General features: G+C 68.7%; 16 protein-coding genes. 11 read left to right on the forward strand and 5 right to left on the reverse strand.

Features of this window, described 5'->3' with window-relative positions; all coding sequences use genetic code 11:
* Position 1 precedes the first annotated feature (1 nt).
* Genes V6R91_RS26810 through V6R91_RS26835 form a run of 6 tightly spaced genes read left to right on the forward strand, consistent with a single transcriptional unit; the run spans position 2 to position 5,751 of the window.
* A complete protein-coding gene (locus V6R91_RS26810) occupies positions 2–886 on the forward strand; it encodes a prepilin peptidase (protein WP_336397746.1) in 885 nt (294 codons plus the stop codon).
* Positions 887–914: 28 nt separating this feature from the next.
* Entirely contained in the window at positions 915–1,928 is a 1,014-nt protein-coding gene (pilM, locus tag V6R91_RS26815) for a type IV pilus biogenesis protein PilM (RefSeq protein ID WP_336397747.1), read from the forward strand.
* Positions 1,925–2,572, forward strand: coding sequence for a hypothetical protein (locus V6R91_RS26820; RefSeq protein ID WP_336397748.1), 648 nt, complete (start codon positions 1,925–1,927; stop codon positions 2,570–2,572). Before pilM ends, V6R91_RS26820 begins: the two co-directional genes overlap by 4 nt.
* Positions 2,572–3,243, forward strand: coding sequence for a hypothetical protein (locus V6R91_RS26825; RefSeq protein WP_336397749.1), 672 nt, complete (start codon positions 2,572–2,574; stop codon positions 3,241–3,243). Before V6R91_RS26820 ends, V6R91_RS26825 begins: the two co-directional genes overlap by 1 nt.
* A gap of 5 nt (positions 3,244–3,248) precedes the next feature.
* Positions 3,249–4,514: a type IV pilus twitching motility protein PilT gene (locus V6R91_RS26830; RefSeq protein WP_336397750.1), complete on the forward strand. Its 1,266-nt coding sequence runs from the start codon at positions 3,249–3,251 to the stop codon at positions 4,512–4,514.
* Between the two features lies 1 nt (position 4,515).
* A complete protein-coding gene (locus V6R91_RS26835; protein WP_336397751.1) occupies positions 4,516–5,751 on the forward strand; it encodes a type II secretion system F family protein in 1,236 nt (411 codons plus the stop codon).
* A 57-nt stretch (positions 5,752–5,808) separates the two neighbouring features.
* Here V6R91_RS26835 and V6R91_RS26840 read toward each other — a convergent pair whose 3' ends face one another.
* Positions 5,809–7,476 (reverse strand): GspE/PulE family protein, encoded by a 1,668-nt coding sequence (locus tag V6R91_RS26840; RefSeq protein WP_442928192.1) that lies wholly within the window; start codon positions 7,474–7,476, stop codon positions 5,809–5,811.
* Between the two features lie 259 nt (positions 7,477–7,735).
* On the opposite strand from V6R91_RS26840, the gene V6R91_RS26845 reads away from it, so the two are divergent.
* Positions 7,736–8,848, forward strand: a complete 1,113-nt coding sequence (locus tag V6R91_RS26845) for a YihY/virulence factor BrkB family protein (protein ID WP_336397753.1) — start codon at positions 7,736–7,738, stop codon at positions 8,846–8,848.
* Entirely contained in the window at positions 8,845–9,612 is a 768-nt protein-coding gene (locus tag V6R91_RS26850; protein ID WP_336397754.1) for an NAD(P)H-hydrate epimerase, read from the forward strand. The genes V6R91_RS26845 and V6R91_RS26850 overlap by 4 nt, the downstream gene beginning before the upstream one ends.
* 38 nt (positions 9,613–9,650) lie before the next feature.
* Here the strand turns inward: V6R91_RS26850 and V6R91_RS26855 are convergent, their stop codons facing one another.
* The 3 genes from V6R91_RS26855 to V6R91_RS26865 all read right to left on the reverse strand — a co-directional run bounded on the left by V6R91_RS26855 (position 9,651) and on the right by V6R91_RS26865 (position 13,477).
* The gene (locus V6R91_RS26855; RefSeq protein ID WP_336397755.1) at positions 9,651–10,031 is read right to left on the reverse strand and encodes a hypothetical protein; all 381 of its coding nucleotides are present in this window, start codon (positions 10,029–10,031) and stop codon (positions 9,651–9,653) included.
* A 99-nt stretch (positions 10,032–10,130) separates the two neighbouring features.
* On the reverse strand, positions 10,131–10,862 hold the full coding sequence (locus V6R91_RS26860; protein WP_336397756.1) for a glutamine amidotransferase: 732 nt from the start codon (positions 10,860–10,862) through the stop codon (positions 10,131–10,133).
* Positions 10,863–10,951: 89 nt separating this feature from the next.
* Positions 10,952–13,477 (reverse strand): rhamnogalacturonan lyase, encoded by a 2,526-nt coding sequence (locus tag V6R91_RS26865; RefSeq protein WP_336397757.1) that lies wholly within the window; start codon positions 13,475–13,477, stop codon positions 10,952–10,954.
* Between the two features lie 364 nt (positions 13,478–13,841).
* On the opposite strand from V6R91_RS26865, the gene V6R91_RS26870 reads away from it, so the two are divergent.
* A complete protein-coding gene (locus V6R91_RS26870) occupies positions 13,842–14,672 on the forward strand; it encodes a type IV toxin-antitoxin system AbiEi family antitoxin domain-containing protein (protein WP_336397758.1) in 831 nt (276 codons plus the stop codon).
* Between the two features lie 241 nt (positions 14,673–14,913).
* Here V6R91_RS26870 and glgP read toward each other — a convergent pair whose 3' ends face one another.
* Positions 14,914–17,469 (reverse strand): alpha-glucan family phosphorylase, encoded by a 2,556-nt coding sequence (gene glgP, locus V6R91_RS26875; RefSeq protein ID WP_336397759.1) that lies wholly within the window; start codon positions 17,467–17,469, stop codon positions 14,914–14,916.
* Between the two features lie 150 nt (positions 17,470–17,619).
* On the opposite strand from glgP, the gene V6R91_RS26880 reads away from it, so the two are divergent.
* A complete protein-coding gene (locus tag V6R91_RS26880; protein ID WP_336397760.1) occupies positions 17,620–17,853 on the forward strand; it encodes a response regulator in 234 nt (77 codons plus the stop codon).
* Positions 17,840–18,493 (forward strand): CYTH domain-containing protein, encoded by a 654-nt coding sequence (locus V6R91_RS26885; RefSeq protein ID WP_336397761.1) that lies wholly within the window; start codon positions 17,840–17,842, stop codon positions 18,491–18,493. Before V6R91_RS26880 ends, V6R91_RS26885 begins: the two co-directional genes overlap by 14 nt.
* Positions 18,494–18,535: the final 42 nt, after the last annotated feature.

Here is an 18,535-nt window from a genome sequence, read left to right on the forward strand (position 1 = left end):
GATGTCGGTGATCACCCCCTTCTTCGTCGTGGTGGCGGGAGTTCTTGGCCTACTGATCGGATCCTTCCTCAACGTCGTCGCTTACCGCGTGCCGGCGAAGATCTCGCTCTTGCGAGAGAGTCGGTGTCCTGACTGCGATATACCGATCAAGCCGTGGCACAACGTACCTGTGTTGGGTTGGGTCGCTCTTCGGGGTAGATGCGCAAACTGCGGTTCGCTAATCTCGGTCCGGTACCCGCTGGTCGAAGCGTTCACCGGGGTGACGTTCGCCTGTGTTACCTGGTGGGCGCTCGCTGTATATGACGACCTTCTGGGCGAAACGCTGCCGCAGTACCTCGTCCTTCCGACCGTCGACGGGGAGGTCCGTCCCGCGGACGTCTGGGCGCTCGTCTTCGTCGTCGTGGCGTACCTCTATTTCGCCGCCGTCAGTATTGTGCTCACCTTGATAGACCTCGACACGCGTCGACTGCCCAACAGCATCGTGCTTCCCAGCTACGCTGTCGCCGGCGTGTTGCTCGCGCTGGCCGCGTGGTTCACGGGTGAATGGGCCGCCTTGTTGCGCGCCGCCGTCGGCATGGCCGTGCTGTATCTGTTCTATGCGCTGCTGCGACTCGTTAGACCCCGCGGAATGGGCGGGGGCGACGTCAAACTGGCCGGAATGATCGGAATCTATCTCGGCTGGTTGGGCTGGGGAGCATTGGCCGTGGGTGCCTTCGCCGCGTTTGTCTACGGCGGCGTGTTCGGCATCGCGCTGCTGGTGCTCCGTCGGGCAGGAAGGAAGACGGCGATCCCGTTCGGTCCGTGGATGCTTCTTGGAGCGTGGACGGGAGTGTTCGCCGGCGAGTCCGTCGGCCGTTGGTATGTGAATCTGTTCACCGGGGTCTAGAAGCTGCCGTCGGGGGGAAGGAACAAGCATGGGAAAGACAATCGTCGCCCTGGAGGTGACTGAAGAGAGCGTCCGCGCTGCCGAGCTCTCTTTGGGGCGAAAACCTCACATGATCGCCTACGGCGAGGTGCCCTTGCCGGCGGAGGCCGCCCGCGACTCAGAGGTACTCGACGCGGGTACCGTGGCGGTGGCGCTCCGCCAGCTCTGGACGGGCGCCCGCTTCAAGAGCAAGGACGTCGTGCTCGGCGTCGCGAGTCGCCGCATCCTCGTTCGCGAATACACGACGCAGGCGATGCGCCCAGACCTGTTGCGCGAGGCCCTTCCGTACCAGGTTCAAGATCTGCTGCCCGTCCCGGCCAGCCAGGCTGTGCTGGACTTCTTCCCGCTGTCTCAGGAGGGCGACCAGATTTCGGGCCTCCTCGTCGCCGCAGTGTCGGAGAACATCGAAGAGATCATCTCCACGTTGTCGAAAGTGAAGCTGCGCGTGCAGGCGGTCGATCTGACTGCCTTCGGACTCGCCCGTGCGACGGCGTCGCTTGTGCCCGACGGCGGGACCGTCGCAACGATCCACATCGGCGATCACACGACGCAAGTAGTGGTCTCGCGCGGGGGCGTCCCGCTGTTCGTTCGCATCCTGCCCATCGACGTGGCGACCGCGGCCGCACGTCGTCATTCAGACGAGCTGGCGCTCTCGGAGCCGGCGCTCGAGATGGCCGGAGGCAACGGCGGGTCGGCCCGAACACGCGGCGGAATCCGTGCCGCGCAACCGCCGGGTGTCTCCGAGCTCGCTGCCCGAATTCGCAGTACCCTCGCGTTCTTCGCGAGTCGGCCCACTTCCTCGCCCATCGCGCGGGTGTTCGTGACGGGAGCCGGCGCTGTTGCCGAGGGTGTGGTTCCGTCGCTCGACGCGGCGATCGATTCCGAACTGCGAGTCGTGCAGGTGGGAGACATCATGACGATGAGCACTCCGCAGCCAGGCGGCGATGTCGCGCTGAATCTAGTGGGCACAGTCGGTATCGCGCTTGGGGAGGTGCGTCGATGACTGCCATCGCGTCGCCGGTCTCCGGCTTTCCACGCGTCAACCTCATGCCACGTTCGGAGATCGTGCGCCGTGAGCGCGACAGACTCGTTCGGGTGTGGGTCTGGATCGTGCTCGCTGCGGTTGTCGTAGCCGCCCTCATCATCGTCGGAGCGTTCGCCTTCAAGATGTTTGCTGATCAGCGCCTGGCAGCCGAGCGGGCACAAACCAACGCGCTGTTGGCAGAAATCGCCGCGCTTTCAGATGTGAGTCAGGCGCTGACCACTGAGTCCGAGCTCACCAACTTCCGCGCCGAGGCGATGGCAAACGATTTCGCATGGGCGCCAGTGGTGAGCAAAGTGACCGGTGTGCTCCCCGCCGACACGTCGCTTACGGGCTTGGACGTCTCGGTAGGAGGCGTGCCGCAAGGCGATGATCCAGCGTCAGAGCAAGGACTTGTGGGAACCGTTTCCATCGACAGCCCCACGCCGCTTGACATCGTCGGCATCATTCGATCGCTCCGCGGGGTGGAGGGTGTCCTCTTCGCCGACGGTCAATCTGTTACCTCGAGCCAGATCACAGAGGGTCGGTTCTCGTATCTGCTCAACGTCCAGTTCGACCAGTCCATCTACTCCGGTCAGTACGCCATTGAGGAGGGGAGCGACTGATGCCCAAGCAGCTTGTGACAGCCATTGGGCTCATCGTTTCTCTCGGGGTCATCGCCTTGGGAGTCTTCTTGGTCGCCCTACCGCTCTACTTCCAGGCGGTGGGTGTCGATGCGGAGACGGCATCCGTAGCCGATACGAACGCGCTCTATGAAACGCAAGTCGCGACCCTCGAGGCGCAGGAGGAGAATCTCGCCTCAATCGAGGCAAACGTGAGCGAACTTCGCTCGCAGATCCCCGCCAACTCTCAGCTGGATGACGTGTTTGAAGTCGTCGCCCGCGCATCTGAGGCGTCCGGAGTCGCACTGACCGCCGTGACGGCGGGTGAGCAAACGATCTTCGTCGCGCGCACAGGCGTGGAGTCAGCGGAGGACGCAGCGGCCGCACCGGCGCCTGCGCCGTCGGCGACGCCCGAACCGAGCGCCCCCGCGGAGGCCGGGACACCGTCGGGCGGTGCATCCTCGGTCGGGTCCGGCTCGCCGGATGGTCGTCAGCAGGTTGATTTCGTCATCAACGCGACTGCTGCAGACATGGCACAGGCGACGGCGTTCCTTGACGCTCTGCGCGGTGGGCCGCGCCTCTTGAGCAGCATCACAGCGACCTCCAACCTCACGGGCGAGGGCACCGTTGAAGTGCAGGTCAACGCCCTTTCTTTCATCGACGCGGAAGGCTGATCGGTATGCCGTATCTCGATTTCGAGACCCTCCTCGCGCACGGCGCGCGGCTTCGTGCGTCGGACGTGCACATCACCGCCGAAGCCCCTGCGTTGTTCAGGATTGACGGCGATCTGGTGCCCGTCCCGGGATACCCCGAGCCGCTGTCGGAGGAGTGGGTTGAAAAGACAGCCTTCGATCTGATGACGGAGGGGCAGAGGCGGGAGTTCCTTGAGCGTGGCGAGGTTGACCTCGCCCATGCGACTCCCGGCATCGGGCGATTCCGGACGAACGTGTACCGACAACTCGGATCGATCGCTATCGCGCTCCGCTACATTCCCGACCGCGTTTATTCCCTGGACGAGCTGGGTGCGCCTGCGATCGCGCGCGATCTCGCCCTGCGACCTCGAGGTCTTGTCCTGCTGACTGGTCCGACGGGTTCGGGCAAGTCGACGACGCTCACCGCCATGGTGGACATCATCAACCAGCTGATACCCGCTCATATCATCACGATCGAAGACCCGATCGAGTTCCACCACGAGTCCAAGAAGTCGCTCGTGCACCAACGGGAGGTCGGGCGTGACACGAACTCCTTCGCCGAGGCGCTCCGTCGCGTGCTGCGGCAGGATCCCGACGTCATCCTGATCGGTGAGCTTCGTGACCCCGAATCCATCTCCACTGCGCTGTCCGCAGCGGAAACCGGTCACCTGGTGCTGTCTACGCTGCATACCCAGGGCGCCGCGAAAAGCATCAACCGCATCATCGATGTGTTTCCGGCAGACGCCCAGCACCAGATCCGCACTCAGCTCGGCGACACCCTGCAAGGAATCATCAGCCAGACGCTGCTGCCACTCGCGCAGACCAACGGGCGCACCATCGCGACCGAGGTGCTGGTGAACACTCCCGCAGTCGCGAACATGATCCGCGAGGGCCAAGTCGCGCAGCTCTACTCGGCCATGCAGGCCGGCTCGGCGATGGGTATGCACACCTTGGACCAGGACTTGCGCCGTCTGGTTCAGGACGGAACTATTGCCCGCAACGTGGCCGCCGACTTCGCCGTCGACCCGAAGAGTCTGGACGGTGTCGTGGTGCGCGCCCGTGACCTCGACGCGGAGGAGTGGATGCATCACGCAGGCGAGTGGCGGCAAGGGGAACTCGACGCGATCCCCGCCGACGCCGCAGCCGGGACCGGTGTCGGCATGGGTTCGCGCTTCGGGACGCCAACGGTCGGTGGCCGCGTGGACCCGACGGCGCGTGAGATCACCTGGGCGATGCCCGACGGAGAGAGCTGAGATGGCCGTCGTACAGGAGTACGTGTACCGCGCGGTCGACCCGCGTGGGGGGAGCGTCGTCAAGGGAACCGTCGAGGCATCGACGGAGGCGGCTGTGACGACGAAGCTCAAGGCGCAGGGCTTGACGCCGCTCGAGGTCACGCTGAAGTCGAACACCGGGCTGAACCGAGACATCAAGCTTCCTGGTGCGACGAGGAGTGTGTCCGCCCGAAACCTCGCGGTCTTCGCACGTCAGATGGCTGGACTCATCAACGCCGGTCTGCCGTTGATGCGAACCCTATCCATTCTCATCGACCAGACCGATGACAAGCGGCTCCAGCCCGCCCTCGTCCAGGTGCAGGCAGACGTCGAATCAGGATCCTCCTTCTCGGCGGCCCTCGCCCGGCATCCGCAGACCTTCCCGCCCCTGATGCTCAGCATCGTGAAAGTCGGTGAGTCGGGCGGATTCCTGGGTAGCGCCCTCGTCTCGATCGCGGACAACTACCAGCGCGAGGCAGAACTGCAGAACAAGATCCGCGCGGCGGTCACCTACCCAGCGATCGTCCTCATCATCGCCATCCTCGGTGTATTGGTGATGGTGACCTTCGTTGTCCCCGTCTTCGAGGGCATGTTTGCGAGCCTCGGCTCATCGCTGCCGCTCCCGACGCAGATTCTGGTAACGGTTTCCAACAACATGTGGTGGATCATCCCAGCGCTGGCGCTCGTGGTGATCGTCGCTCTCGTCTGGTGGCGCGCGAATAGGCACACCGAGCAGTACCGCAAAGTGATGGACCCGATCAAGTTGAAGATGCCCATCTTCGGGAAGCTCACCACCAAGATCGCCGTTGCCCGGTTTGCACGGAATCTCTCGATGATGTTGCACGCCGGTGTGCCCATCATCCAAGCGCTCTCCATCGTGGGACAGGCGTCGAACAACTGGAAGGTCGAGCAGGCCGTCCGCGACGTCCAGGAGTCGATTCGTCAGGGACGCTCGTTTGCGGTGCCGCTCGCAAAAGCGGAGGTCTTCCCACCGATGGTGCCGCAGATGGTGTCGGTCGGTGAGGAGTCGGGAACGCTCGTCGACATGCTCGCAAGTATCGCCGACTTCTACGAGGACGAGGTCGAGACCGCGACGGCGCAGCTGTCGTCCACGATCGAGCCGGTTCTCATTGTGGGACTGGGTATCGTCATCGGCGGCATGGTCGTATCGCTTTACCTGCCGATCTTCACGCTCTACGGCGAGCTGGCCGGCCAGTAGTGATGAGCGAGCCGGGCAGAGCGGGTCATCGCCCGTTCCGCTCGCTCGATGGATGAGTCACACGGTGACCCGCAGCACCTCTTCGATCGTCGTCAGACCCTGCGCGACCTTCGACCAGCCGTCCTCTCGCAGCGACACCATGCCCTGCTCAATTGCGACCTGACGGATCTCCGAACCCGTCGAACGCGTCACGACCAGCGACTCGATCTCGTCGCTGAGGGTCATGATCTCGTGGAGCGCGACGCGGCCGCGGTATCCGGTGTTGCTGCAGGCGGGGCATCCGACCGCCTTGTACAGCTCGGGGAGGTCGTGCGGGTCGTGCGGGAAGCCGAGTGAGGTGAGAACCTCGGTCGTCTCGACGAGCGGCTCGCGGCAGCGCATGCACAGCCGACGTGCGAGGCGCTGCGCGATCACGGCCGAGAGCGCCGTTGCGACGAGGAACGGCTCGCAGCCGATCTCGGTGAGACGCGTGAGCGCCGACGGTGCGTCGTTGGTGTGCAGCGTCGACAGCACGAGGTGACCGGTGAGCGCCGCCTCGATCGAGATGTTCGCGGTCTCGAAGTCGCGGATCTCGCCGACGAGCACCACGTCGGGGTCGGACCGGAGGATCGACCGCAGCGCCGACGCGAACGTCAGGCCCGCGCGGTTGTTCACCTGCACCTGGTTGATGCCGGCGATGCGGTACTCGACCGGGTCTTCGACGGTGATGACGTTGATCTTCGGGTTCGCGATCGAACGGAGCGCCGTGTACAGCGTCGTCGACTTGCCCGAACCGGTCGGGCCGGTGGCGAGGATCATTCCGTGCGGCTTGGTGATCGACTCACGGAAGCGCCGGTCGTTGACGCCCGAGAACAGCAGGTCGCGCATCGCCATCGTCTGACCGGTGTTGTCGAGAATTCGCATGACGATCTTCTCGCCCCACACGGTGGGCAGCGTGGCCACGCGGAGGTCGACGGTGCGGTTCTCGTGCGTGACCGAGAGGCGGCCGTCCTGGGGCTTGCGCTTCTCGGCGATGTCGATCGACGACATGATCTTCAGGCGCGAGATGATGCCGTCCTGAATCGCCCGGTCGGCCTTCTGCATCTCGTGCAGCACGCCGTCGATGCGGAACCGCACCGTCAGCTGCTTCTCGCCCGGCTCGACGTGGATGTCGCTCGCACGGTCGTTGATCGCCTGCGCGATCAGAAGATTCACGAACCGCACGATGGGCGCGGCGTCGTCCTGCTCCTCGAGGCTCTCGGTGAACGCGGCCTGATTGGCCTCGCTCGACTCCTCGATCGACATCGACAGCTCGCTGAGCTCTTCGTCGGAGCGCAGGAACCGCTCGAACATGTTCGTCAACGCGTCTTCGGCGACGACCACCGGCTCGACGAACAGATCGGTGATGCTCGCCACGTCGTCGAGCGCGACGATATCCGTGGGGTCGAGCACGCCGACGGTCAGGCGGTCACCCTTGCGATCCACCGGGATCAGGCTGTACTTGCGACACAGGTTCCCGGGAACCAGTGCCACGACGCTCGGGTCGAGCGGCGTGTTCGCCAGATCGACATACCGGTGGCCGGTGTGCAGCGCGATCGCCTCGGCCACCTGCCCCTCGGTCACCAGATGCGAACTCACCAGCAGGCGCTGCAGCTCGGGCCCTTCGCCCGTCTGCGCCAGCGCCGCTGACATGTCTGCCGCCCGTACCGCCCCAGTCAGTACGAGTGTTTGTGCCAATCCCCTCACAGCGTCCCCCATTGAATCCCCAGATGGTACGACGACGGGCGGAACTGCGGGAGGGGTTGACAGACGACCGCGAGCTTCGCGACGTGAGCGAAACGGTGCAGCCATGCCTGTCATTATGCCCAAGACCCCCCAGCAGCGATCTCCCCAATCGCCAAGAGACTCCCCAGTCCCTAGAGGACATACTACGCATGACGTCAAGACCGGCGCGCTGAGAAAACGCACTGACTAGTGTGGCGCCATGCCCACGTCGACAGGTTCAGTGACCGAAGACACGAACCCGCCCGGCGCGCCGGCCGGGGGAGCGGTCCCCGCCAGCGGGTTCATCCCGAAGGCGACCGCGTGGGCGCTCTCGCTCAAGCCGGTGCGGGTGTGGCTGCACTACGCCGAGCGCCGCGGACCGATGCTCTCCGACAGCGTCACCTACCGCGCCTTGTTCTCGGTCTTCGCCGGCGTGCTGCTGGGCTTCTCGTTCGCCGCGCTCTGGCTGAGCGACAACCCGGAGGCGTGGCGGTCGCTGGTGTCGGCGGTGGATGCGGCGATCCCCGGCCTCGTCGGCGAGGACGGACTCGTCGACGTCTCCGACATCGAGGCGCCTGCGGGCCTCACCGTCACCGGCATCATCGCCCTGATCGGTCTGCTCGCAGCGGCCATCGGCGCGATCGGCTCGCTCCGCGTCGCCCTCCGCACCCTCGCCGACAAGGTGCACGACGACGTCTTCTTCGTCTGGGTGCTGCTGCGCAACCTGCTCCTCGCGATCGCGATCGGCGGCGGCTTCGTGCTGTCGGCCGGCGCCACCTTCATCGGCACATCCTTCGTGGGCGGCGTGCTCGACTGGCTCGGCCTCAGCCAGAGCTGGTTCGCGGAACTCGCCACCCGCACCGTGTCGATCCTCGTGGTCTTCGTGCTCGACATGGCGCTCGTCGCCGTCGCGTTCCGCACGCTCAGCGGCGTGCGCCCTCGCGCCCGGTCGCTGTGGACGGGCGCCTTCCTGGGCGCCGTCGGCCTCATCGTGCTGCAGCAGCTGTCGAGCCTCTTCGTGCGGGGCGCCGGAGCCAACCCCCTGCTCGCCTCCTTCGCCGCCCTCATCGCCCTGCTCATCTGGCTGAACCTCTCGGCCCAGGTGATCCTCCTCGCCGGCACCTGGATCATCGTCGGGGAGCGCGAACGCGTCGACCGGGTGCGCGAGCGGTTCGGGTCGCCGACCTTCGCGCTCCGCCGCGTCCGCCAGGCCGAGGACGCCGTGCGCGTCACCACCGAGGAGCTCGCGCACGCCCGCGCCGACGCCGATCGCGAACGCGAGCAGGCGCGCAAGAAGCAGGTCGAACAGGACGCGAAGAAGCAGGCCGAACAGGACGCAGGAGAGAAGTCATGAGCACCGAGGTTCCCGTCTACACGGCCGAGCAGGTGCGCGCCGCCGAACGACCCCTGCTCGATGAGGGCGTGCCGCTCATGCAGCGCGCGGCCGGCGCCCTGTCGCAGATCATCCGCGCCGAACTCGGGTCCATGAAGTCCGGAGGGGCCGCCCCTGCCTGGCGGGCGCTGGAGCCGACCGTGCCCGGAGCGCCGCAGGAGCACCGACCGCGCATCCTCGTGCTCGCCGGCGGCGGCGACAACGGCGGCGACGCGCTCTACGCCGCCGCCGGACTCACCGACGTCGCCGACGTCGACTTCGTGCTCGTCGGCGACCGCTTCCATGAAGCCGCCTTCACCGCCGCCATCGGATCCGGCGCCCGCCGCATCGAGCTCGACGAGGCCGAGCACGCCGGCGACGCGTACGCCGTGCTCGTCGACGGCGTCGTCGGCATCGGCGCCTCCCGCGACTCGCGTCTGCGCGGCGCCGCCCGCGACGCGGTCACCACCCTTCTCGGATGGGGGGAGCTCGAGCGGATGCCGCGCGTCGTCGCCGTCGACATCCCCAGCGGTCTCCATCCCGACACCGGCGCGGCCGACGACGCCGTGCTGCCGGCATCCGTCACCGTCACGTTCGGCGCGGTCAAGGCCGGGCTCGTCACCGGCCGCGGACCGGACCTCGCCGGCGACATCGTGCTCGTCGACATCGGACTCTCGGACGCCCTGGCTTCGGTGGAACCGGCGGGGGAGGCATCCGTCTCCCGCGTCGTCACAGCCCAGCGCTGACGCCCGCAGCCCGGCAGCCCGCGGGGCGCCGGACGGGGCTAGTCGTCGTCGTCGCGGTCGCCGTTGTTCCCCGGGAAGTCGGGAGAGTCCTTGTCGTGCCCGAACGCGTTTCCGCGTCCGTTGCCGCCAGGGCCGTCCTCGTGCTTCTCGGCACCGCGTCCGCGCGCGTCGTCGTCGTCGCGACCGCGGTCGTCGTCGTCGCGGGCACCGTTGTCGCCGGGGAAGCCCGGGGAGTCCTTGTCGTGCCCGAACGCGTTCCCGCGCCCGTTCTCGCCCGGTCCGTCGTCGTGCGAGACGAGGAGCGACGAGGGCACCAGGGACGTCAGCGGAACACCCGCCGCGATGCTCGGCACGAGGATCGCCGTCGCAGCGACGCCCGCGATCACCGCTCCGGTGATGAGCAGCTTCTTCGAACCCATGACGCACCTCGTTCTCGGGCGGCGGAGGCAGCCGGTGCGGGGAGCGTACCACCGCCCACGGGCCGTGCGAAGAGGTCGAGGCGCTCGCGGACGCGGGGCTCAGCGCGCGTAGCGCTCGACGAACGCGCGGAGGATGCGGCTCGGATGCGACACGGCCGCGCGTCGCACGGCGGACAGCGTCAGCTCCAGCTCGCCCGCGCCGAAGTAGCCGTGGTCGGCGTACGCGTGGATCCGCGTCGTGATCCCCTCGACGTCGAGCTCGGGGTGGAACTGCGTCGCGTAGACGTTCTCTCCCACCCGGAACATCTGCACCGGGCATCCCGGCGACGACCCCAGCAGCACGGCCGACGACGGCAGGCGCGTGATCGCCTCCTTGTGCCCGACGAACGCGTTGAACGTGGCGGGCATGCCGGCCAGCAGGGGATCGGATGCCCCCGCCTCGGTCACGGTCACCGGCACGACGCTGATCGGCTCGCCGTAGGTGCGGTCGATCACCGCGCCCTGATGAGCGCCCACGGTGCCCACGCCGTAGCAGGCGCCGAGGAACGGGAAGTCGCGCGCCACCACATCGTCGAGGAGGGTCTGGAACTCCGCCTCCACCCGGCGCTGCACCGGCGACTTCTTCTCGAAGGGGTCCGACGCGTTGAACGGCCCGCCGCCCACGAAGATGCCCGACAGCGCGTCGAGATCCAGCCGCGGCATGGGGCAGGCCTCGAGCCGCACCCGCACCAGCTGGTCGGGGGTAAGACCGGCGTAGCGCAGGAACAGCGCGTACTCCTCGTCGGCCGGCAGATCCTCGGCGCGCGTGGCGAGGAGGACGAACGGCTTCACCGCACCAGCCTACGTGGGCGCGGGAGCAGAGAATGACGGATGCCCCGGCCCGGCGCGAGTCGCCGGGCCGAGGCATCCGCTCCCGGTCGTCAGTCCCTGGTCTGGAACTGGTGGGTCCAGCTCGACTCGGCGCCGGTGTCGACCGCGAAGCCGGCCTTCGGCACCGCCGTCACGGTGACCTCGCTGCCGTCGGCGACCTCGTTCGGCCCCTTGGCGGCGAGCTCGCCGTTCAGGTAGACGTCGAACGCCGCGTCGGGCGCCACGACGACGAGGTCGGTGGCGGCGCCGCGGCGCTCGACGAACCTCGGCTCCTTCGGCGTCGCCGCCGTGGTGAGCACGGGCACGTTCGCGAAGTCCATGTCGCTCGCGAGGTAGTAGCTCGTGTACGACGGCTGGTTGTAGGTGGTGTTCTGGCGGGCCACCTCGGCGCGGTACTGCACGTCGTGCAGCAGCGTCGGCAGCTTGTGCGTCGTCACCTCGGTGCTGGTGAAGATGCGCAGCGCGCTGGAGTCGGCGGTGCGCACCAGCAGCTCCTCGCGCCAGTCGCCGAGCACGTCGGCCACGAGCGACGGGTTGCCCTTCGTGTAGTTGTTGGTGCGCGTGCCGTCGGCAGTGAGCAGGCGGCCGCGGGTCCAGTCGTCGATGGTCGGCGTCTGCTCGATGCTGCCGTTCACGATCTGCGTCGTGAGGTCGGCCGCCCACCGGATCGACTGGTTCGTGCCGGGCGTGCTGCCCGGCTGCACCGACTCGCCCGTCGCGCTCAGCAGACCCGAGCCCTCGCTGCCGTTCGGCATGCTCGCCCACACCTCGATGCCCGAGACGTCGGCCCGCACGTCGCCGATCATGCTGCGGCCCGTGTCGCGGCCGGAGTACGCCCCGAAGAGGACCTCGCCGGTCGCGGCATCCCGCATCGCCGACCCGTAGGGCGCGTACGTGCCGCCCTCGTGCGCCGTCCAGATCTCGAGGCCGGGACGGCTCGGGTCGATGTCGGTGACGTGCATGGCGTCGCCGTGGCCGAGGCGCACGTTCTCACCCGGTGCCGCGCTGCCCTCGGGCAGCACGTCGAACGAGCTGTACAGCAGTCCGCCGTCGTCGTCGATCGTCGCCGCGCCGTACACGATCTCGTGCTTGCCGTCGCCGTCGACATCGGCCGCGCTCAGCGAGTGGAAGCCCTGCGTCGTGATCGAGCCGTACACCGGATCGGTGCCGTCACGGCCGTGCGGGCCGTCGTTGAACGGGTTCGTCATGGGCACGTGGCCGCTGTCGACGAACCAGCGGGTGCTGAGGCTCTCGCCGTCCCAGTCGTACGCCGCGATCGTGGACCGCGTGTAGTAGCCGCGGGCGAAGATCGCCGACGGATGCGCGCCGTCGAGGTACGCCACGCCCGCGAGGAACCGGTCGACCCGGTTGCCCGGCTCGATGCGCGACATCGCGTAGTCGCCCCACAGCAGGCCGTCGTCGCCGCGGCCCGGCTCGTAGCGGACGGTCTCGAGCTCTTCGCCGGTGGCCGAGTCGAAGACCGTCAGGTACTCCGGTCCGTCGACGATGAAGCCCTCGAACGTCGTGAGGTCGTTGCGGCCGCTGCGTGACGGCGCGTAGGTGGTGATGAAGTAGTCGACGAGCTCGGTGGCGGACTCGGTCGACAGCGGGTACTCGTGCGCGACCGCGATGCCGAACGCCTCCTCGAGCGTCGCCGGCCAGTTGCCCGCGACGACCTCGGGATGCTCCGACCAGCCCTCGAACACCTCGATGAGGTGCTCACGGTAGTCGGCGGCGCTCATGCGGTAGTCGTCGGTGTGCGCGTACCCCGCGGCGAGGTCTTCGGCGAGCATCGTGATGGGGGCAGGCGTCTGGGCCGTTCCGTCGGCGTCGTACCGCGTGGAGGTCGTGCCCGGCGCCGTCTTCAGCATCGTCTCGGACCGGCCGTCGCCGTCGAAGTCGTAGACCATGAACTGCGTGTAGTGGGCGCCCGCGCGGATGTTGACGCCGAGGTCGATGCGGTTGAGCAGCGTGCCGTCGAGCTCGTACGTGTCGACGTACACCGGGCCGGTGTAGCCCTTCTGCGACACGTCCTTCGAGTTGGACGGGTCCCACTTGACCACGAACTCCAGCGCGCCGTCGCCGTCGACGTCGGCGACCGACGCGTCGTTGGCCGAGTAGGTGTACGCCTCGCCGGCGGGGGTCACGCCGTCGGCGGGCTTCTGCAGCGGCAGGTCCCAGAACCCGTCGCCCCACACCGACACCGGCGCCGACTGGTCGCCGGTGATGTCGTGCCACGCCGGCGCGACGGTGTACTCCGAGTCGGCGGTGCCGTCGGGGTCGGAGTAGTTCGTGCTGTCGTCGACCGTCGCGATGCGCTCGCCGTCGCGGAACACCGCGAACGACGGGCCGCTCACGCCCGTGTCGGTGGCGGGCCCCGCCTCGGTCCCGAGCAGCCGCCAGCTGAGAAAGACGCCCTCGCCGGTGGACACCGCGACCAGGCCGCGGTCGAGCGCCTCGAGCTGCGGGGCGCTCGGAGCCTCCTCGGCCAGCGCCGGCTGCGCGAGGCCCAGGGTGAGTGCGCACGCGGCAGTGCCTGCCACGAGCGCGCGGACGGATGTTCTGCGGAGATTCATCGTCGAATCGTTCTCCCGAGTCAGTGGCCCGCGTGGGGTACGGACCGTCCATCGTGAAGACGCGAGGAATGCGTTTTCCCGAGCGACGTTAGTCACTGGACGCGGCCCGGTCAACCACCCTTTCGGGGAGATTGGAACGATTTAATGTGCCGGGCCGGTGCGGTCGCGTGCGTTGCCGGGGCACAGGATCGGAGGTTGTGCGCGGCACGCCGGGTCGCGGCATCCGTTCCCAGCGTGTCGGTCGAAGCCTCCGATTCTGTGCACCGGGTGCGGGGTTCCTCCCCAGCGATGCGGAGTCGTCCGAGCGCTCACATCTCCGCCCGGATGCACGGAAGTCGGATGCCGCGACCGTGAGTCTGGGCGGATGTGCACCGCCGCCTCGCCCGCCGTCGTGACGTTCCGCGAACTCAGAGGATCCGGGCTGTCGCGGTCGAAGATCGCGGCGGCGGTGCGGGACGGCGTTCTCTCGTCGCCGCGGCGGGGAGTGTACGAACGTCTCGGCGTCTGTGACGAGGTCAAGGCCGCGACGGCCCATGGCGGCTGGATCGCGTGCGTGAGCGCCGCGCGCCACCACGGGCTCTGGGTGACCGACCATGGCGACGGACTGCACGTCGGACTTCGCGCCCACGGGCGCGCCTATGCCCACGACGACTGCTCGTGCGTCGTACACTGGAGCGACGACGGCGCGAAGCGCAGCTCCTTCGGAGTGCCATCGATTCGAGCGGTGGTGCGGCAGGTGCTTCGATGCCAAGGGCTCGAGTCGTTCTTCGTGGTGCTGGAGTCGGCGCTCCGGTTGCGCAAGCTCTCGAACGCCGACCTCGTGTGGCTTCGGCAGCACACGAATGCCGCGGCCCGGGACGCGATCGGATTCGCCCGTCGCGACGCCGACAGCGGCCTCGAGTCGTTGCTCCGATGGCGGCTGCGGCCGCATGGGCTCAGTGTGCGGACGCAACAGGCGATCACCTCGGTCGGCCGCGTGGACTTCGTGATCGGCGAGCGCCTGATCGTCGAGGTCGACGGCGCAGACAACCACGACGGCGAGTCGCACCGTCACAAGGACCTCGTCCGCGACGCCAACGCCGCGGCGTGGGGATACGTCACCCTCCGCTTCGACTACGCCATGGTCGTCCACGACTGGGACACGGTCGAGCTCGCCATCCTCGGACTCGTCGACCGCGGGCTCCACCGGGCGTGACCTCGGGTGCACAGCATCGGAGGGCTTCGGCGACTCGCCGGGTGGCGGCATCCGTTCGCGGCGTGTCGGTCAGAACCTCCGATTCTGTGCCCCCAGCCGCGCCGACGGAGGGTGCACACCGTCGGAGGTTCTCTGCGACTCGCCGGGTGGCGGCATCCGTTCCCGGCGTGTCGGTCAGAACCTCCGATTCTGTGCCCCGCCGGCCCGCACGACGACGGATGCCTCGACCCGGCGAGACGGCCTACGAGGCGTACGTCACCAGGCCGAGCTCCACCGGCGACACCAGCTGCGGGTGGGCCGGGCGCACGCGGACGGTGTAGCCGAAGGTGCCGGTCACCGTGAGGGGGAGGGTGGCCGTGAACGTCGTGACGCCGTCGACAGCGGCGCCCGGCGTGAGACGGTACACCGAGTGGTCGCGGTCGAGGGCGTCGTCCTCGTCGGTGCGTCCGTAGATCAGCTCGACCGCGACGTCGTCGGGCGACAGACCGTCCAGGCGCACGTCGGCGCGCACCTCGAGCGTGTCACCGGCCTGCGCCTGCTGCGGGATGCCCGTGCTGTCGACGCTCGCGATCGACACCCGGCTCCACGCCGCCTTCACGCGCGCGATGAAGGCCGACACGGCGCGCGCCTCGGCGAAGTCGCCGGCGCGCAGGGCGACGTCGTGCTGAGCGGCGGGGACGTACAGGCGCTCGACGTAGTCGCGCACCATGCGGTCGCTCGTCGCCTTCTTGCCGAGGTCGGTCATCGTGTGGCGCACCATGCGCAGCCACGCCGTCGGGATGCCGCCCTCGCGGTCGTAGAACCGCGGCACGAGCTGGTGCTCGATGAGGTCGTACAGGGCGGCCGCCTCGGCGTCGTCGCGCTCCTCGTCGCTCGACGCGGTGTCGGCGCTCGGGATCGCCCAGCCGTTCTCGCCGTCGAACCACTCGTCCCACCAGCCGTCGAGGATCGAGAGGTTGAGCGCGCCGTTGAGCGCCGCCTTCATGCCGCTCGTGCCGCACGCCTCGAGCGGACGCAGCGGGTTGTTGAGCCACACGTCGCAGCCCGGATACAGGTCCTTGGCGAGCGTGATGTCGTAGTCCGGCAGGAACACGATGCGCCCGCGCACCTTGGGGTCGCGGCTGAAGCGCACCAGCTGCTGGATCAGGATCTTGCCCGAGTCGTCGGCCGGGTGCGACTTGCCGCCGATCACGATCTGCACCGGCCGCTCGGGGTCGGTGAGCAGCTTCGTGAGGCGCTCCGGGTCGCGCAGCATCAGCGTCAGGCGCTTGTACGTCGGCACGCGGCGCGCGAAGCCGATCGTGAGCACCTCGGGGTCGAGGAGGTCCTCGACCCACGACGGTGCGCGGCCGCTGCCGTTGGTGACGGATGTCGCGACCCGCCGCCGCGCCTCGGCGACGAGCTCGCCCTTCATCTGCTGGCGGACGCCCCACAGCTCGGCGTCGGTGACGACGGCGTGGTCGGTCCAGTCGTGCGCGTCGGAGTGGGCGTCGCCCCACGCGCGCTCGCTCACGGACTTCAGCGCCGGGTGCACCCACGTCGGCGCGTGCACGCCGTTCGTGATCGAGGTGATGGGCACCTCGTCGGCGTCGACGCCGGGCCACAGCATCCCGAACATCCCACGGCTCACCTCGCCGTGCAGCACCGAGACGCCGTTGGCGTGCTGACCCAGGCGCAGACCGAGCACGGCCATGTTGAAGACGCCCTGGTCGCCGCCCGCCCACGTCTCGAGCCCGAGCGCGATGGCGCGCCCGGCGTCGAGGTTCTGGAAGAGGCCGCTCGCGAGGTAGTCCGCGATGAGGTCGCGCGAGAAGCGGTCGATGCCCGCCGGCACCGGGGTGTGGGTGGTGAAGACCGTGCCCGCGCGCACCTGCGCGAGCGCCTGGTCGAAGTCCAGGCCGTCGTGGGTGATCAGCTCCGACATCCGCTCGAGGCCCTGGAACCCGGCGTGGCCCTCGTTCGTGTGGTAGACGTCGGGCGCGGGGCGGCCGGTGAGCTCCGACCACGCGCGCACGGCGCGGACGCCGCCGACGCCGAGCAGCAGCTCCTGCAGCAGGCGGTGCTCGCCGCCGCCGCCGTAGAGGCGGTCGGTCACGCGACGCATCTCGTCGGTGTTCGACGGGGTCTCGGAGTCGAGCAGCAGCAGCGGGATGCGGCCGATGTCGGCGACCCAGACGCGCGCGTGCAGGCGGCGGTCGGCCGGGAGGTCGAGTGCGATCTCGACCGGGGCTCCGCTGCGATCGCGCAGCAGCGTCAGGCCGAGGCCGTACGGGTCGAGCAGCGGATACGCCTCGCGCTGCCAGCCGTCGTCGCCGATCGACTGACGGAAGTAGCCGGCGCGGTAGAAGAGGCCGACGCCGGTCAGCGGCACGCCGAGGTCGGAGGCGCTCTTCAGGTGGTCGCCGGCGAGGATGCCGAGGCCGCCGGAGTACTGCGGAAGCGAGCCGTCGACGCCGAACTCGGGGGAGAAGTACGCGATGTGCGCCGGCTTGTCGCCCTCGAGGTGCTGGAACCAGCGGTCGCCGGTGAGGTACGCGGTGAGGCGCTCGTCCTCGGCGGCCACGCGGGCGACGAACTCGTCGTCGCGGGCGAGCTCGTCGAGGCGCTCCTGGCCGAGCGCCCCGAGCATGCGGGCCGGGTTAGCGCCGATCTCGTCCCACAGCTGCGGATCCATCGAGGCGAAGAGGGAGTGGGTCGCCCGGCTCCACGACCAGCGCCAGTTCGACGCGAGGCGGTCGAGCGGGGCGAGGGAGTCGGCGAGGACGGGGCGGACCGTGAACGTTCGGATGGCCTTCACGCGAGCGATTCTATGGGTACAAGCTGGAAGCGCTTGCACCAGATGCTGCTCGGGCACCTCAGGATCGTGCAAGGGCTGTGCCCGTGACACGTCCGGCGCCAAATCGCAACGGAGCGGGCTCGCGCCGGGCGCCGGGTCTACGCTGACCGTATGGCCATCGCACGACTGCACGGAGGCCCGCTCGACGGGCAGCTCCTCCCGCTGGAAGACCCGGACCTCGACCGCATGATCGTCCCGTACAGCGAGACCCAGGTGGTCTACGAACGCCGAGGCGACCTCGAGCGCACGGGCGACCACGACGGGCCGACCGAGGCGGAGTTCTGGTTCGTCGAGGCCGAGGACGACATCGACCCCGACAGCGACCAGCCCCGTGAGCGCCGCTGACCCGTCCTCGCCCGACGACGCCGGTGCGGCGCACTCGGTCGAGATCGAGTTGAAGTTCGACGTCGACGAGTCGACGCCGCTGCCCGACTGGTCCCCGCTGCCGGGCGTCGCGTCGGTCGGCGAGCCCGAGGTCCGCGAGCTCGACGCCGTCTACCTCGACAGCGACGACCTCGCCCTCGCGCACGCCGGGTACGCGGTGCGCCGGCGCACCGGCGGCCCCGACGAGGGCTGGCACATCAAGGGACCGCGTCACGGCGAAGGCGGACGCCTCGAGCAGCAGTGGCCGCTGGGCCCTGCGGACGAGATCCCGGATGCCGTCGCCGCCGCCCTCGCGTCGGTCGCCACCGTCCGCGAGCTGGCGCCGATCGCCCGTATCCGCAACAGACGGGTCGCCTACGCGCTGCGGGATGCCGACGGGGGAGTGGTCGCGGAGTTCGTCGACGACCACGTCGTCGCCACCGACGAGCGGGCCGGCACCGAGCGCACCTGGCGCGAATGGGAGTTCGAGCTCGGACCGGCGGCGCCCGAGCCGGGTCCCGAACGCCGGCGCCTCTTCGCCAAGGCGGGCAGCGCCGTGCTCGCCGCGGGCGGCCGGCCCGCGGCATCCGCCTCCAAGCTCGCCCGTACGCTCGGCTACTGAGCATGCGAGAAGCCCCGGAGCCGAACGGCTCCGGGGCTTTTC

The organism is Microbacterium sp. CCNWLW41, assembly GCF_037083505.1.

Coding starts and splice junctions, on each gene's coding strand:
- pilM (WP_336397747.1), top strand. CDS start 915: ATGGGAAAGACAATCGTCGCCCTGGAGGTGACTGAAGAGAGCGTCCGC.
- V6R91_RS26850 (WP_336397754.1), top strand. CDS start 8,845: ATGAGCACCGAGGTTCCCGTCTACACGGCCGAGCAGGTGCGCGCCGCC.
- V6R91_RS26825 (WP_336397749.1), top strand. CDS start 2,572: ATGCCCAAGCAGCTTGTGACAGCCATTGGGCTCATCGTTTCTCTCGGG.
- V6R91_RS26870 (WP_336397758.1), top strand. CDS start 13,842: ATGTGCACCGCCGCCTCGCCCGCCGTCGTGACGTTCCGCGAACTCAGA.
- V6R91_RS26830 (WP_336397750.1), top strand. CDS start 3,249: ATGCCGTATCTCGATTTCGAGACCCTCCTCGCGCACGGCGCGCGGCTT.
- V6R91_RS26835 (WP_336397751.1), top strand. CDS start 4,516: ATGGCCGTCGTACAGGAGTACGTGTACCGCGCGGTCGACCCGCGTGGG.
- V6R91_RS26865 (WP_336397757.1), bottom strand. CDS start 13,477: ATGAATCTCCGCAGAACATCCGTCCGCGCGCTCGTGGCAGGCACTGCC.
- V6R91_RS26820 (WP_336397748.1), top strand. CDS start 1,925: ATGACTGCCATCGCGTCGCCGGTCTCCGGCTTTCCACGCGTCAACCTC.
- V6R91_RS26880 (WP_336397760.1), top strand. CDS start 17,620: ATGGCCATCGCACGACTGCACGGAGGCCCGCTCGACGGGCAGCTCCTC.
- V6R91_RS26855 (WP_336397755.1), bottom strand. CDS start 10,031: ATGGGTTCGAAGAAGCTGCTCATCACCGGAGCGGTGATCGCGGGCGTC.
- V6R91_RS26810 (WP_336397746.1), top strand. CDS start 2: ATGTCGGTGATCACCCCCTTCTTCGTCGTGGTGGCGGGAGTTCTTGGC.